This window comes from Isoptericola sp. NPDC057559 (genome assembly GCF_042801555.1).
In the GTDB taxonomy this organism is placed as follows: domain Bacteria; phylum Actinomycetota; class Actinomycetes; order Actinomycetales; family Cellulomonadaceae; genus Isoptericola.
Genome location: NZ_JBHVFQ010000024.1, coordinates 1 through 14626 on the forward strand (window position 1 = coordinate 1; position 14626 = coordinate 14626).

8 protein-coding genes are annotated in these 14626 nt (G+C 74.7%); 1 reads left to right on the forward strand and 7 read right to left on the reverse strand.

All coding sequences use genetic code 11. The features are described 5' to 3' along the window. The 6 genes from ACFU5J_RS17715 to ACFU5J_RS17740 form a co-directional block, all read right to left on the reverse strand. Positions 1 to 5447 (reverse strand): choice-of-anchor G family protein (locus ACFU5J_RS17715; RefSeq protein ID WP_430579606.1); only part of this gene is annotated, 5447 nt, incomplete at its 3' end. Positions 5448 to 5734: 287 nt separating this feature from the next. Further along, on the reverse strand, positions 5735 to 6988 hold the full coding sequence (locus ACFU5J_RS17720; RefSeq protein WP_430579607.1) for a beta-ketoacyl-[acyl-carrier-protein] synthase family protein: 1254 nt from the start codon (positions 6986 to 6988) through the stop codon (positions 5735 to 5737). 116 nt (positions 6989 to 7104) lie between these two features. Beyond that, positions 7105 to 7356, reverse strand: coding sequence for an acyl carrier protein (locus tag ACFU5J_RS17725; protein ID WP_430579608.1), 252 nt, complete (start codon positions 7354 to 7356; stop codon positions 7105 to 7107). A 138-nt stretch (positions 7357 to 7494) separates the two neighbouring features. Beyond that, positions 7495 to 8520 carry a beta-ketoacyl-ACP synthase III gene (locus tag ACFU5J_RS17730; RefSeq protein WP_430576078.1) on the reverse strand — a complete coding sequence of 342 codons (1026 nt, stop codon included), beginning with the start codon at positions 8518 to 8520 and terminating at the stop codon, positions 7495 to 7497. After that, positions 8517 to 9497, reverse strand: coding sequence for an ACP S-malonyltransferase (locus ACFU5J_RS17735; protein WP_430576077.1), 981 nt, complete (start codon positions 9495 to 9497; stop codon positions 8517 to 8519). The genes ACFU5J_RS17730 and ACFU5J_RS17735 overlap by 4 nt, the downstream gene beginning before the upstream one ends. Before the next feature lie 92 nt (positions 9498 to 9589). Further along, complete coding sequence (locus tag ACFU5J_RS17740) at positions 9590 to 10834, reverse strand: PucR family transcriptional regulator (RefSeq protein WP_430579609.1); 1245 nt, start codon at positions 10832 to 10834, stop codon at positions 9590 to 9592. A gap of 96 nt (positions 10835 to 10930) precedes the next feature. On the opposite strand from ACFU5J_RS17740, the gene ACFU5J_RS17745 reads away from it, so the two are divergent. Next, positions 10931 to 11602, forward strand: coding sequence for a hypothetical protein (locus ACFU5J_RS17745; protein ID WP_430579610.1), 672 nt, complete (start codon positions 10931 to 10933; stop codon positions 11600 to 11602). A gap of 84 nt (positions 11603 to 11686) precedes the next feature. Here the strand turns inward: ACFU5J_RS17745 and aceE are convergent, their stop codons facing one another. Next, on the reverse strand, positions 11687 to 14434 hold the full coding sequence (gene aceE / locus ACFU5J_RS17750) for a pyruvate dehydrogenase (acetyl-transferring), homodimeric type (RefSeq protein WP_430579611.1): 2748 nt from the start codon (positions 14432 to 14434) through the stop codon (positions 11687 to 11689). Positions 14435 to 14626 lie beyond the last annotated feature (192 nt).

Genomic DNA, 14626 nt, shown 5'->3' on the forward strand with positions numbered 1-14626 from the left:
GGTTCGCCGCCGGGGTTGCCGTCGGGGTCGCTGAGCTGGACGGTGACGTCCTCGCCCGGGGTGAAGCCGTCGCCCGTGACCGTGGTGCTGCCGCCCGCGGTCACGGTGCCCGGGTCCACGGCGACGGTCGGGGCCGCCGTGACGGCCAGCGGGCCCTCGGCGGTGGCGCCCGAGGAGTCCGTGGCGACGACGGTGTGGTCGCCGGGCTCCGCGTCCGCGGGGACGGGGACCTCGGCGGTGATCGTGCCGTCGTCGCCCGCGGTCACGGTCACCAGGTCTCCGACGGGGTTGCCGTCGGGGTCGGTGAGCTGGACGGTGACGTCCTCGCCGGGGGTGAAGCCGTCGCCGGTGACGGTCGTGGTGCCGCCGGCCGGGACGGTGCCCGGGTCGACGCCGATCGTCGGCGCCGCGGTGACGGTCAGCGGGCCCTCGGCGGTGGCGCCGGACGGGTCCGTGGCGACGACGGTGTGGTCGCCCGGCGTCGCGTCGGCCGGTACCGGGACGTCGACGGTGAATCCGCCGTCGTCGCCCGCGGTGACGGTGACGGGGTCGCCGACGGGGGTGCCGTTGGGGTCGGTGAGCTGGACGGTGACGTCCTCGCCCGGGGTGAAGCCGTCGCCGGTGACGGTGGTGGTGCCGCCGGCCGGGACGGTGCCCGGGTCGGCGGTGACCGTCGGGGCCGCGGTCACCTCGAGCGGCGCGGTGGCCGTGGCGCCGCTGACGTCCTGCGCCGTGACCGTGTGGTCGCCGGCGGGGGCGTCGGAGGGGACGGGGACGTCGACGACGAAGCCGCCGTCGTCGCCCGCCGTGGCCGTGACCGGGTCGCCGACGGTGTTGCCGTCCGGACCGGTGAGCTGCACCGCGACCTCGGAACCCGGTGTGAAGCCGGAGCCCGTGACGGTGGTGGTGCCGCCAGCCGGGAGCGACCCCGGGTCGGGGACGAGGGCCGGCGCGGCGGTGACCACGAGCCCGGTCTCCGCGGTCGCGCCGGAGGAGTCCTCCGCCACGACGGTGTAGTCGCCGGGCTCCGCGTCCGCGGGGACGGGGATCTCGGCGGTGATGGTGCCGTCGTCGCCCGCGGTGACGGTGACGGGGTCGCCGACGGGGGTGCCGTCGGGGTCGGTGAGCTGGACGGTGACGTCCTCGCCCGGGGTGAAGCCGTCGCCGGTGACGGTGGTGGTGCCGCCGGCCGGGACGGTGCCCGGGTCGACGTCGATCGTCGGCGCGGCGGTGACCACGAGCCCCGCCTCCGCGGTCGCGCCGGAGGAGTCCGTGGCGACGACGGTGTGGTCGCCCGGGGTGGCGTCGGCGGGGACGGTGAGGTCGGCGGTGATGGTGCCGTCGTCGCCCGCGGTGACGGTGACGGGGTCGCCGACGGGGGCACCCGCGTCGTCGGTGAGCTGGACGGTGACGTCCTCGCCGGGGGTGAAGCCGTCGCCGGTGACGGTGGTGGTGCCGCCGGCCGGGACGGTGCCCGGGTCGACGCCGACCGTCGGGGCGACGGTCACCTGGAGCGGGGCGGTGGCCTCGGCGCCGGTGACGTCGGTCGCGACGACCGCGAGGTCGCCCGGGGTCGCGTCCGCCGGGACGGGGACGTCGACGGTGATGGTGCCGTCGTCGCCCGCGGTGGTCGTGACGGGGTCGCCGACCGGGTCGCCGCTCCCGTCGGTCAGCTGCACCGAGACGTCGGAGCCCGGCGTGAACCCGGAGCCCGTGGCGGTGGTGGTGCCGCCGGCCGGCACGGTGCCCGGGTCGACGGCGACGGTCGGGGCCGCCGTGACGACCAGCGGTGCCTCGGCGGTGGCGCCCGTGGCGTCCGTGGCGACGACGGTGTGGTCGCCCGGGGTGGCGTCGGCGGGGACGGGCAGGTCGACGGTGATGGTGCCGTCGTCGCCCGCGGTGGCCGTGACGGGGTCGCCGACCGGGTCGCCGTCGCCGTCCGTGAGCTGCACCGTGACGTCGGAGCCCGGCGTGAACCCGGAGCCCGTGGCGGTGGTGGTGCCGCCCGCCGGGACGGTGCCCGGGTCGGCGACCAGCGTCGGCGCCGCGGTGACCGTCAGGGGAGCGTCGGCGGTGGCGCCGGTGGAGTCCGTGGCGACGACGGTGTGGTCGCCCGGGGTGGCGTCGGCGGGGACGGTGAGGTCGGCGGTGATGGTGCCGTCCTCACCCGCGGTGGTCGTGACCGGGTCGCCCACGGGGGCACCCGCGTCGTCGGTGAGCTGGACGGTGACGTCCTCGCCGGGGGTGAAGCCCCCGCCCGTGACGGCGGTGGTGCCGCCGGCCGGGACGGTGCCCGGGTCGACGGCGACCGACGGCGGACCGGTCACGGCGAGGTCCGCCTGCGCGGTGGCGCCGCTGACGTCGGTCGCCACGACCGTGTATGGGCCGCTGGGCGTGTCGCCCGCGACGGTCAGGGGCGTGGTGATCGCTCCGCCTGGCCCGGCGGTCACGGTGACCGGGTCGCCGACCGCGCCGCCGCCGGCGTCGGTGAGCTGCACGGTGACGTCGGAGCCCGGCGTGAATCCTTCGCCGGTGACGGTGGTGGTGCCGCCGGCCGGGACGGTGCCCGGGTCGGCGGAGAGCGTCGGGGCGGCGGTGATGGTCAGGGCCGCGGAGGCGGTCGCCCCGGTGACGTCCGTCGCCACGACCGAGTGCGGGCCCGGGTCGGTCCCCGCGCCCGTGGGCAGGGACACTTCGATCGCGCCCGCGTCGTCGGCGGTCGTGGTGACCGGGCCACCGACGGGCACGCCGTCGGAGTCGGTGAGCTGCACGGAGACCTCGGAGCCCGGGGTGAACCCCGTGCCCGTCACGGTCGTCGTGCCGCCGGCCGGGACGGTGCCCGGGTCGACGGCGACCGTCGGGGCGTCGGTGACGGCCAGAGGCGTCTCGGCGGTGAGGCCCGAGACGTCGGTCGCGACCACGGTGTACGCGCCGGGCGTCGTGCCCGCGCCGGTGGGCAGGTCGACCTCGATCGCGCCCGCGTCGTCGGCGGTCGTGGTGACGGGGTCGCCGACGGCGGCGCCGGTCCCGTCCGTGAGCTGCACGGTGACGTCCCCGCCGGGCGTGAACCCGGTCCCGGTGACGGTGGTGGTGCCGCCGGCCGGGACGGTGCCCGGGTCGGCGGCGACGGCCGGGTCGATGACGGAGAGGTCGGCCTGCGCGCTGGCGCCGGTGACGTCGGTCGCGACGACGGTGTACGCACCCGGGTCCGCGCCGTCCGGCACTGTCAGCGGCGTCGTGACCGCGCCGTCGGCGGTCGCGGGGACGGTGACGGGGTCGCCGACGGCGTTGCCGTCGGGGTCGGTGAGCTGGACGGTGACGTCGGAGCCCGGGGTGAAGCCCGCCCCGGTGACGGTCGTCGTGCCGCCCGGGACCACCGTCGCCGGGTCGAGCGCGACCGAGGGCGCGTCGGTCACCGTGAGGGTCGTGTCGGCCGTGGCGCCCGTCGAGGCGTCCGTGGCCACGACGGTGTACCCGCCGGCGGCGGTCCCCGCCGCGGTGGGCAGGTCGACGGAGAGGGTGCCGTCGTCGCCGGCCGTGCCGGTCACGGGGTCGCCGACGGGGGCGCCGGAGCCGTCGGTCAGCTGGACCAAGACGTCGCCGCCGGGGGTGAAGTTCTCGCCCGTGACGGTGGTGGTGCCGCCGGCCGGGACGATGGCCGGGTCCGCCACGATGGCGGGGGCGGCCGTGACGGCCAGCGGCGTGGTCGGCGTGACGCCGGACGGGTCGCCGGAGGCGGTCACCGCGTAGTCGCCGGCCGGGGTGGCCGCGGCCACGGGCAGCGGGACCGTGAAGGTGCCGGACCCGTCCGTGGTGACGGGGACCGGGTCGCCGACGGGAGCGCCGTCGGAGTCCGTGAGCTGCACGGTCAGGTCGGTGTCGGGGGAGAAGCCCGTGCCCGAGATCGCGGTCTGGGCGCCCGCCTGGACCGTCGTGGGGTCGGCGGCGATCGTCGGGGCCTCCACCGCGCGCACGCTCGCCGAGGCGAGGTTCACGGTGGCGAGGTCGTCACCCGTGCCCAGCGAGAGCAGGCGCAGCGACAGGGCGCGCTCGGTGAACGACTCCGTGCCCGTCGGGTCCTGGTCGGGCAGGTCGCCCGGCTGCTCCTGCACGTTGCCGGTGAGGGAGACGACGCCGGTGAGCACGTCCAGCACGGGGCCGACCACGTCCGCCGCGAGCGATCCCGTGATGCCGTCGAGCGTCGTCTCCAGCGTGTCGACCAGGGTGAACACCGCCCCGACCGGGGCGAGGAGGGCGTTCACGACGGCGGACGCGAGCGCCTGGGTGGAGCCGAGCCCGAGGGCCCCGAGCAGGGTGTTGACGAGCGCCGTGCTGCCGAGGACCTCGATGTCCGCGGTCGCCTGGCCGGCGTCGATCTCGCCGAGGCTGGCGTCCAGGTCGATGTTCAGGACGTCCTGCCACGTCAGGGCGAACGCCTGGAAGGCGATGTGCACGTCGACCGCGGTGGCTTCGACGGCGCCCCGGACGCCGTCGGCGACGTCCTGCACGACGGAGGTGATGGTGCTGGTCACCGCGTCGGAGATCGCGGCGACGACGTCGCCGTCGAGGATCTCGTAGTTCGCGGGCAGCGCGTTGAGGTCGGGCAGGTCGGGGTTGTCGTTGAGCAGCTGCTCGAGGTCGACCCTGACCTCGCCGGTCTGGAGGTTGACCTGGACCGCCCCGTCGCCCACGAAGCCCGTGGGCAGGGCCTGCGTGAGGTTGGGGACGGTCACGTCCACGGTGCCGGTGGAGCGCGCGACACCGAGGTTGACGTTGATCAGCCCGTTGAGGGCCGTGGTGAGCGTCGTCTCGAGCCCGTTCAGGGACGTCTGCACGGGGGTGATGGCGTCCTGCAGCTGCGTGTAGACGTCGCCGACCAGCGGGCTGGTCAGGTCCACGGTGGCGCCGGCGACCTGGTAGGCCCCGGTCGCGGCGGCGCCGGGCTCGGCCTGCGCGGTCGCGGACAGCGCGCCGAGCGACAGGTCGAGCTGCGAGACGGTGGAGTCGCGGAGGGCCTCGGGCACCAGGGGCGTCAGGGTCACGGTGGCGTCGGCCGGGAACTGCTCCGACCCGCCGACCGAGATCGCGCCCTGGTCGGTCACGGCCCCCGAGGCGGAGGTCGACCCGTCGGCGTCGGCACCCGCGTACTGGTTCACGGCCCCGAGCTCGATGATGCCGCCCGGGCCGAACAGCTGGAGCGTGTCGGTGAGGTCGACGTCGAGCGTGTTGAGCACGTCGGCGGCGAGCGGGTTCGTCTCGGGCGAGGCGCCCGACGGGTAGGCGGCGTCGGCGCCCTCGACCGTGGCGATCGAGTCGAGGTCCACGTTCCCGAGGACGACGTCGCCGCCGAGGAACTTGCCCAGCGACTCCGACACGTCGGTGGGCGCCGCGGACGCGCTCGGGGCGCCCGCGAAGGCGAGCGCCCCGAGCACGGCGGCGGAGGTCACGCCGGCGGTGAGGTTCCGCAGGGCGCCCCCGCGCCGTCGGGAGCGTGGCGGGGGAGCCGCACCGTTCCCGTGAGCTGTCGAACGACCCTGCTTCGCATGACGGCGCGCACGTGCCATCGGTCTCCCCCTTGGACCTTGACTGCGGCACACCGTCGTTGGTGGCCTCGGGCGCCAACATAGGTTGCTCGGGTCATGCAGGCATCGCGAAGGACAAATGCACCCGGGTGCAACATTCGGGCATCGGGGGCAGGTGTCGCGGAGGGGGCGACGGGGGCGGAACGGACCTCTCAGGCGTTGGTGACGGTGAGTGCCACGTTGTGCCCGCCGAACCCGAACGAGTTGTTGATCGCGACGATGTCGCCGTCGGGGAGCCGCTCGGGGGTGTCGCGCACGAGGGGCACCTGGAGCTCGGGATCCGGGTTCTCCACGTTGATCGTGGGCGGCGCGAGGCGCTCCGACACGGCCTTGACGGTGAAGAGGGTCTCGAGCGCGCCGGCGCCGCCCAGCAGGTGGCCGGTCATCGACTTGGTGGCCGAGAGGCGCACGTGGTCGGCCTCCCCGCCCATGAGGGTGCGGATCGACGCGGTCTCGGTGAGGTCGCCGACCTTGGTGGACGTGGCGTGCGCGTTCACGTGGACGACGTCGAGCGAGGTGGCACCGGCATCCTCGAGCGCGCGACGCATCGCGGAGACCTGCCCGGTGCCCTCGGGGTCCGGGGAGGTGATGTGGTAGGCGTCGGCGGACAGGCCCAGGCCGGCGATCTTCGCGTAGACGCGCGCCCCGCGGGCCACGGCGTGCTCGGCGCTCTCGAGCACCAGCACGGCGGCGCCCTCGCCGATGACGAAGCCGTCGCGGTCGATGTCGTAGGGGCGCGACGCGTGCTGCGGGTCGTCGTTGCGCAGCGAGAGGGTGCGCGAGGCCGCGAAGGCGGCGATCGGCATCGGGTGGATCGTGGCCTCGGTGCCGCCGCACACGACGACGTCGGCGCGGCCGTTGCGGATCATGTCCACGCCGTACCCGATGGCCTCGGCGCCCGAGGCGCAGGCGGAGACGAGGGCGTGCGCCCCGGCCTTGGCGCCGAACTCGAGCGAGACGTACGCGGCGGGGGAGTTGGGCATGAGCATCGGGACCGTCATGGGGAGCATGCGGCGGGCGCCGCGCTCCTTGAGGGTGTCCCAGCCGTCCAGCGTGGTCCAGATGCCGCCGATGCCGGACGACACGACCGCGCCGAGACGCTCGCCGTCGACCTCGGGGGCGCCGGCGTCCTGCCAGGCCTCGCGGGCCGCGACCATCGCGTACTGCGTGGACGGGTCCATGCGCTTGGTCTCGGGGCGGGAGAGCACCTGGTCGGGTGTGACCTTGATGGTGGCGGCGAAGGTGACCGGGAGCCCGTACTTCTCCGCCCAGTCGTTGTCGAGGGGGCGCGCACCCGACTCTCCCGCGAGGGCCGCGGCCCAGGTGCTGGGGGCGTCGCCACCGAGCGGGGTGGTGGCGCCGAGGCCGGTGACGACGACGTCGCGCGAGGCGGGGGCGGCAGTCATGGGTGGGTCACTCCTGAGGTGAGAGCGGGTGTGGGGTGAGGGCTGCTCGATCAGGTTGCCGGGCGGGCCGGGTGCTCCCGGCCCGCCCGCGCGGCGGGGCGTGCGCCCCGCGGGCGTCACGCGGCCTGCGCACCCTCGATGTACGAGACGGCGTCGCCGACGGTGGTGAGGTTCTTGACCTCGTCGTCCGGGATGCGGACGCCGAACTTGTCCTCGGCGTGGGTCACGATCGTCATCATCGACAGCGAGTCGATGTCGAGGTCGTCCGTGAAGGACTTCTCGCTCGCGACCGCGTCCGTGGGCAGACCGGTCTCCTCGGCGACGATCTCGGCAAGACCCTCGAGGATCTCCTGGGAGGTGTAAGCCATGGGGTGCGTCTCTCCTTGAACGGGGTACCGGCCGTCCGGCACCGTGGGGTGTTGCGGTGCGATTGTCCCGCACCACGGGGGTCGGTCACGACCTCGGGCGCAGATCCGGGCGGATCCTGGCCGGGGCGGAACCGGAGGCTAGGGCAGCACCACGACCTGTGCCGCGTAGACGAGGCCCGCGCCGAAGCCGATCTGCAGGGCCAGGTCGCCGGAGCGGGCCTGCCCCTCGGCCAGCAGCCGCTCGGTGGCGAGCGGGATCGACGCGGCCGACGTGTTGCCGGTGTCGGCGATGTCACGCGCCACGACGACGCTCTCGGGCAGCCGCAGCTGCTTCACGAGCTGGTCGATGATGCGCATGTTCGCCTGGTGCGGCACGAAGACCTGGACGTCCTCGGGCTCGACGCCCGCCTCCGCCATCGCCTTGGCCGCGATCGGGGCCATCTGGAAGCTGGCCCACTTGAACACGGTCGGGCCGTCCTGGCGGAGCGTCGGCCAGCCGGCCGTGGGCTCCGCGCGCAGGTCGGACCAGCCGCGGGTCTGCGAGATGGCCTGCGACTTGGCGCCGTCCGAGCCCCACACGGTCGGGCCGATGCCCGGGGTGTCCGACGGGCCCACGACGGCGGCGCCCGCGCCGTCGCCGAGCAGGAACGAGATCGACCGGTCGGTGGGGTCGACGAAGTCCGACATCTTCTCGGCGCCGATCACGAGCACGTTCCGCGCGGCGCCGGAACGCACGAGGGCGTCGGCCTGGCCGATCCCATACGCGTAGCCGGCGCAGGCGGCGGACACGTCGTAGGCCGCGGCGGGCGTCGCGCCCAGGCGCTCGGCGAGGACGGCGGCCCCCGCGGGCGTCTGGTGGAAGTACGTCACCGTGGACAGGATCACGACGTCGACGTCGGCGCCGGTGAGCCCGGCGGCGTCGAGCGCCCTGCGGGCCGCGGCCTCCGCCAGGTCGAGCACGTCGACGTCCGCGGCGGCGTACCGACGCGTGACGATCCCGGTGCGCTGGCGGATCCACTCGTCCGACGAGTCGATCGGGCCGGCCACGTCGTCGTTGGTCACGACGCGCTCGCCGCGCTCGCCGGCCACGGCCAGGATCCGCGAGAAGCGGACGGGCTCGGCCTGGCGGAGCGTCGGGCGGGCCCCGGTGCGGGGGTGGGTCACGCGGAGGTCTCCGCGCCACCCGCGACGGAGTGGCGGGCGATGAGGTCGCGGGCCGCCTCGATGTCCTCGGGGGACTTCACCGCGACCGACTCGACGCCCTTGAGCGCGCGCTTGGCCAGGCCGGTGAGGACGCCGCCGGGGGCGAGCTCGAGGATGCCGGTGACGCCGCGCTCGGCGAGCGTCGCCTGGCAGAGGTCCCAGCGCACCGGCGCGGTGACCTGGGCCGCGAGGCGGGCCAGGACGTCCGTGGCGGTGCCGTGGCCGTGCGAGCCCGGCGCGAGCGCGTCGTAGGAGGCGCCGTCCGCGTCGGACAGCAGCGGCAGGCGCGGGTCGGTGGCGAGCCAGCCGGTCGCGACCTGCTCGAACGCCACGCGGGCCGTCTCCATGAAGGGCGTGTGGAACGCGCCGGCGACCTGCAGGGGGATGACGCGGGCGCGCGTCGGCGGGTCGGCGGCCAGCGCGGCGAGGCGCTCCAGGTCGCCGGCGGCCACGACCTGGCCGCCGCCGTTGACGTTGGCCGGGAACAGCCCGGCCGCCTCGATGGAGGCGAGCACCTCGTCGGGGTCGCCGCCCACGACGGCGCTCATGCCCGACGGCGCGGCCGCGGCGGCCTCCGCCATCGCCCGGGCGCGGTGGGAGACCAGGCCGACGGCCCCGGCGTCGTCGAGCGCGCCCGACACGGCGGCCGCGCTGAGCTCGCCGACGGAGTGCCCGGCGGTGACGTCCACGACCTCGGTCGTCGGGCGCCCGTCGAGGATCGCGCGGAGCGCGAGCAGCGAGGTCGACACGATGAGCGGCTGGGCCACGGCGGTGTCACGGATCGTGTCGGCGTCCGACGTCGTCCCGTGCTGGGCGAGGTCGGTCCCGGCCGCGGCCGAGAAGGAGTCGAGCAGGTCGGCGGTGCCGGGCAGCTCCAGCCAGGGGCTGAGCATCCCGGGGGTCTGAGAGCCCTGTCCAGGGCAGACGACGGCGAGCACGGACCCACGGTGCCACCCCGGGCGCCAGGAGCGTCGTCGCGACCCGCACGAACCTCGCGGAAGGCGATTGTGGGAATCCTCCAACGGCGGGGTCAGCCGGCGACGGCGCCGCCCTCGAGCTGGCCGAGCGCCAGCGCGATCTGCAGCACGAACGACTCGCGCGCGTCGAGGGGGTCCCACCCGGTGATCTCCGAGACCTTGCGCAGGCGGTACCGCACCGTGTTGGGGTGCACGTAGAGGCGGCGCGCCGCCGCCTCGAGCGAACGGCCGGTGCCGAGGTAGGCGGACAGGGTCTCCAGCACCGACCCGGACGCCTCCTGCAGCGGCCGGAAGGCCTGGGCCACCAGGGTGCGCCGGGCCGTGACGTCGCCGGTCAGGACGCGCTCGGGCAGGATCTCGTCGGCCAGCACGGGGCGCGGGGCCTGCGGCCAGGCGGGCGCGGCGGCGAGGCCGGCCAGGGCGGCGGCGGCGGACGCCGGCGCGTCGGAGACGTCGGGCACCACGCCGCCGATCACCACGGGGCCGGGGCCGAACCGGTCCAGCAGCGACGTGGCCGCCGCGACCAGGTCGCCCTCGCCGCCCAGCACCAGGACCAGCCGGTCGCCGTGGATCCCGACGAGGGCGTCGCCCGCGGCGCGGCGGGCCAGCCGGCGCAGCTCGGCCGTACGGACGTCGTCGAGCCGCGTCGTCGCCTCGCCCACGACGACGAGCGCCTGGCCACGACCGCTCCAGCCGAGCGCCGAGACGCGCGAGCGCAGCGAGTCGTCGCCGTCGCCCCGCACGAGGGCGTCCACGACCAGGGCCTCGAGGCGTGCGTCCCAGGCGCCGCGGACCTCTGCCGCCCGGGCGTACACCTCGGCGGCGGAGAACGCGATCTCGCGGGAGTAGCGCAGCACCGCCTCGCGCAGCTCGCGCTCGTACCCGGGGGCGGCGATCTCGTCGGAGTGCTGCTCCACGACGTCGACCATGAGGCGGACGAGCTGCAGGGTGTGCTGCAGGGAGATCGAGCGCGTGAGCTCGGGCGGCGCCGCCGCGAACATCTCGCCCACGCCGTGGGGGGTGGGCGTGGGCTCGGCGAACCAGCTCACGAAGGCGTTGATGCCGGACTGCGCCACGAGGGCCACGTAGGAGCGGTCCTCGGCCGGGAGCTGCCGGTACCAGTGGACCTCCTCGTCGAGGCGGCGCATCGCCGCCGAGGTGAGCACCCCCAGGTGCTCGCGCACCCGCGCGACGTTCTCGCCGCGGCTGACGGGCGTCGGCCCCCCACCCGTCGAGGTGCTGCCGTCGCCGGCGTCCGTCCCGCTGACCGTGGACGTCGGTGTGCCGCTGCTCGTCATGGGTCGAGGATACGGGCGAGGTTGTGGGGAGTGCACAAACGGACCCGGTCGGCGCGGGCCCCGGCCGGTGCGGGGGACATTGGATAGTGTCGGTCCATGGCCCTCTTGCCCCGGCTCCGGCAGCTGCTGCGTCGGCCCTTCTCCGCGTCCACGGTCGCGGCACGCCGTCCGACGCCCTCGCAGCCGCACGGCGAGCACCTGCACGAGGACGCCCTGCGCACCATCCTCACCGACGACCCGAACGACGCCCGCGCGTTCCGGGCGCTCGCCGAGATCGTGCGCCGGCGGGCGGCGCAGACCCCGAACCCCGAGGACCCGCTCACCGCGCCGCCGGAGGAGGCCCGGCAGCGGGCCGCCGACCTCGCCGTCTGGTCGCTGGCGGAGGAGCTCGCCGGCCACCCGCGCGCCTGGCGCCCGCTGCTCGAGCTGGGGCGCCTGTCCGTGGCCGACGACCCGGAGGGTGCCTCCCGCCGGCTGGCCACGGCCGCCTCGCGGGAGCCGAGCGGCGAGGCGCTCGCCGAGGGGCTGGCGATCCTGCGCGAGGCGGGCATGCCGACCGAGGCGCTCGGGCTGGGCGTCGGCCACTGGCGGGCGCGCGAGCACACGCCGGAGGTGGGCCGCCACCTCGTGCTGGCCGCCCTCGAGGCCGACCGCGTCGCCGAGGCCCGCCAGCACCTCGCGTCGCTCGAGCTGCACCCCGGCACGGAGGAGCTGCGCGCCGAGCTCGGCCGCGCCGTCGCCGCGCGCGAGCAGACCTCGCCGCGGTAGCCCTGGCGGGGCTGGCGGGTCCCCGGACGCGAGGAGGCCCCGAGCCGTACGGCTCGGGGCCTCCTCGCTACCTCGGCGGGCGGGTCAGCTGTCGCCGCCCGCGACGCCGGAGGTGCCGGCGTTCACGTCGAGCAGGCGGTACTTCTCGACCGCCTTGGCGACCACGTCGGCCGGGACCTCGCCGCGGCGGGCGAGCTGCTGCAGCGTCTTCACGACCATCGACGGACCGTCGATGAGGAAGAAGCGGCGCGCGGCGGCACGCGTGTCGGAGAAGCCGAAGCCGTCCGCCCCGAGCACCGCGTAGTCGCCGGGCACCCAGGCGCGGATCTGGTCGGGCACCAGGTGGTCGTAGTCGCTCGTCGCGACGAACGGGCCCTGGGCGCCCGACAGCTTCTGCGTCACGTACGGGGTACGCGGCTCGGCGGCCGGGTCGACGAGGGCGTCCTTCTCCGCGGCGAGCGCGTCACGACGCAGCTCGTTCCAGGAGGTCACCGACCACACGTCGGCCGACACGCCCCAGTCCTCGGCGAGGAGCTGCTGCGCCTCGAGCGCCCACGGCACGCCCACGCCGGAGGCGAGGAGCTGCGCCTTGGGGCCCTCGGCGCCGGACGTCGAGATCCGGTGGATGCCGCGGAGGATGCCGTCGACGTCCACGTCCTCCGGCTCGGCCGGCTGGATCATCGGCTCGTTGTACACCGTGAGGTAGTACATGACGTTCTGGTCGCGGCCGTCGGACCCGTCGCCGTACATGCGCTCGATGCCGTCGCGCACGATGTGGCGGATCTCGTAGCCGAACGCCGGGTCGTACTGGACCATCGCCGTGTTGGTGCCGGCGATGAGCGGCGAGTGGCCGTCGGCGTGCTGCAGGCCCTCACCCGTGAGGGTGGTGCGGCCGGCCGTGGCGCCGATGATGAAGCCGCGGGCGAGCTGGTCGCCGGCCGCCCAGAACTGGTCGCCGGTCCGCTGGAAGCCGAACATCGAGTAGAAGATGTAGACCGGCACCATGGCCTCGCCGTGCGTCGCGTACGACGTGCCGACGGACTGGAACGCGGCGGCCGAACCCGCCTCGTTGATGCCGGTGTGCATGATCTGCCCGGCCTCGGACTCCTTGTAGCTCAGCATGAGCTCGCGGTCCACGGCGAGGTAGTTCTGCCCCTGCGTGTTGAAGATCTTGGCGCTCGGGAAGATCGCGTCCAGACCGAAGGTGCGGGCCTCGTCGGGGATGATCGGCACGATGCGCTTGCCGAACTCCTTGTCCTTGATGAGGTCCTTGAGCAGGCGCACGAAGGCCATGGTGCTGGCGACGTGCTGCGTGCCCGAGCCCTTCTTGAGGATCTCGTAGGCCTTCGGCTCCGGGAGCGTGAGCGGCTTCGGCGTCGCGCGACGCTCGGGCAGGAACCCGCCCAGGTGCCGGCGGCGCTCCAGCATGTACTGGATCGCCTCGTCGTCCATCCCCGGGTGGAAGTACGGGGGCAGGTACGGGTCGGCGTCGATCTGCTCGTCCGTCAGCGGGATGCGCAGGTTGTCGCGCAGCGCCTTGAGGTCCTCGTTCTTGACCTTCTTCATCTGGTGCGTGGCGTTGCGGCCCGCGAAGCTCGAGCCGAGGGCGTAGCCCTTGACCGTCTGCGCCAGGATGACCGTCGGCTGGCCCGTATGGGCGCGCGCGGCCGAGTACGCCGCGTAGATCTTGCGGTAGTCGTGGCCGCCGCGCTTCATGTTCCAGATGTCGTCGTCGGTCATGTTCTCGACGAGCGCCTTGGTCCGCGGGTCGCGGCCGAAGAAGTGCTCGCGGATGAACGCGCCGGACTCCGCACGGTAGGTCTGGTAGTCGCCGTCGGGCGTGGCGTTCATGAGGTTGACCAGCGCGCGGTCCTTGTCCGCGTTGAGCAGGGCGTCCCACTCGCGGCCCCAGATCACCTTGATGACGTTCCAGCCGGCGCCCTTGAACTGGGCCTCCAGCTCCTGGATGATCTTGCCGTTTCCGCGGACCGGGCCGTCGAGGCGCTGCAGGTTGCAGTTCACGACGAAGGTCAGGTTGTCCAGCGACTGGTGCGCCGCGAGCTGCAGCATGCCGCGCGACTCCGGCTCGTCCATCTCGCCGTCGCCGAGGAACGCCCAGACGTCCTGCTGGCTCGTGTCCTTGATCCCGCGGTTGTGCAGGTACCGGTTGGTCCACGCCTGGTAGATCGCGGAGGCCGGGCCGAGGCCCATGGAGACCGTCGGGAACTCCCAGAAGTCCGGCAGCATCCGCGGGTGCGGGTAGGAGGGCAGGCCGCCGCCGGCGTGCGACTTCTCCTGGCGGAAGCCGTCCAGCGTCTCGGCGGACATGCGGCCCTCGAGGAAGCTGCGGGCGTACTGGCCGGGCGAGGAGTGGCCCTGGAAGTACACCTGGTCGCCGCCGCCGGGGTGGTCCTTGCCGCGGAAGAAGTGGTTGAGGCCCACCTCGTACAGCGTCGCCACCGACGCGTACGACGAGATGTGGCCGCCCACCGCGACCTCCGGGCGCTGCGCGCGCGTCACCATGACGGCGGCGTTCCAGCGGATCCACGAGCGGTAGCGCCGCTCCATGGCCTCGTCGCCCGGGAAGTACGGCTCGTCGTGCACGGCGATCGAGTTGACGTACGGCGTCGCCACCGACGCGGGGATGTGCACGTTGCGCTCCCGCGCGCGGCGCAGCAGGTTCAGCATGACGTAGCGCGCCCGCGGGCCGCCCTTGTCGTCGATCAGGCCGTCGAACGACTCGACCCACTCGCCGGTCTCGGCGGGGTCGATGTCCGGGACGGCGCTGAGCAGGCCGTTGATCAACGGTCCGGTCTCGTCGTACGAAGCCACCAGCAACCTCTCTCATCTGCGGACGGTGTGCGGCACATGGTCGCCGCCCCGGTCCGTGTCAGGCATCCCGTCGTGAGGGCACCGCGACGCGTGGTCGCGACGGTGCGGCCCCCGAACGGGTGGTCATCACTCATTGTGTCCCCAGACGGCTCGGGGGAACACCATCAGGCGGTCAAGGATCCGTGATCTACG

Bases quoted from the DNA above. Each gene is read 5' to 3' on its own strand.
- ACFU5J_RS17720 (WP_430579607.1), bottom strand. From the start codon at position 6,988: ATGACTGCCGCCCCCGCCTCGCGCGACGTCGTCGTCACCGGCCTCGGC.
- ACFU5J_RS17740 (WP_430579609.1), bottom strand. From the start codon at position 10,834: ATGACGAGCAGCGGCACACCGACGTCCACGGTCAGCGGGACGGACGCC.
- ACFU5J_RS17725 (WP_430579608.1), bottom strand. From the start codon at position 7,356: ATGGCTTACACCTCCCAGGAGATCCTCGAGGGTCTTGCCGAGATCGTC.
- ACFU5J_RS17745 (WP_430579610.1), top strand. From the start codon at position 10,931: ATGGCCCTCTTGCCCCGGCTCCGGCAGCTGCTGCGTCGGCCCTTCTCC.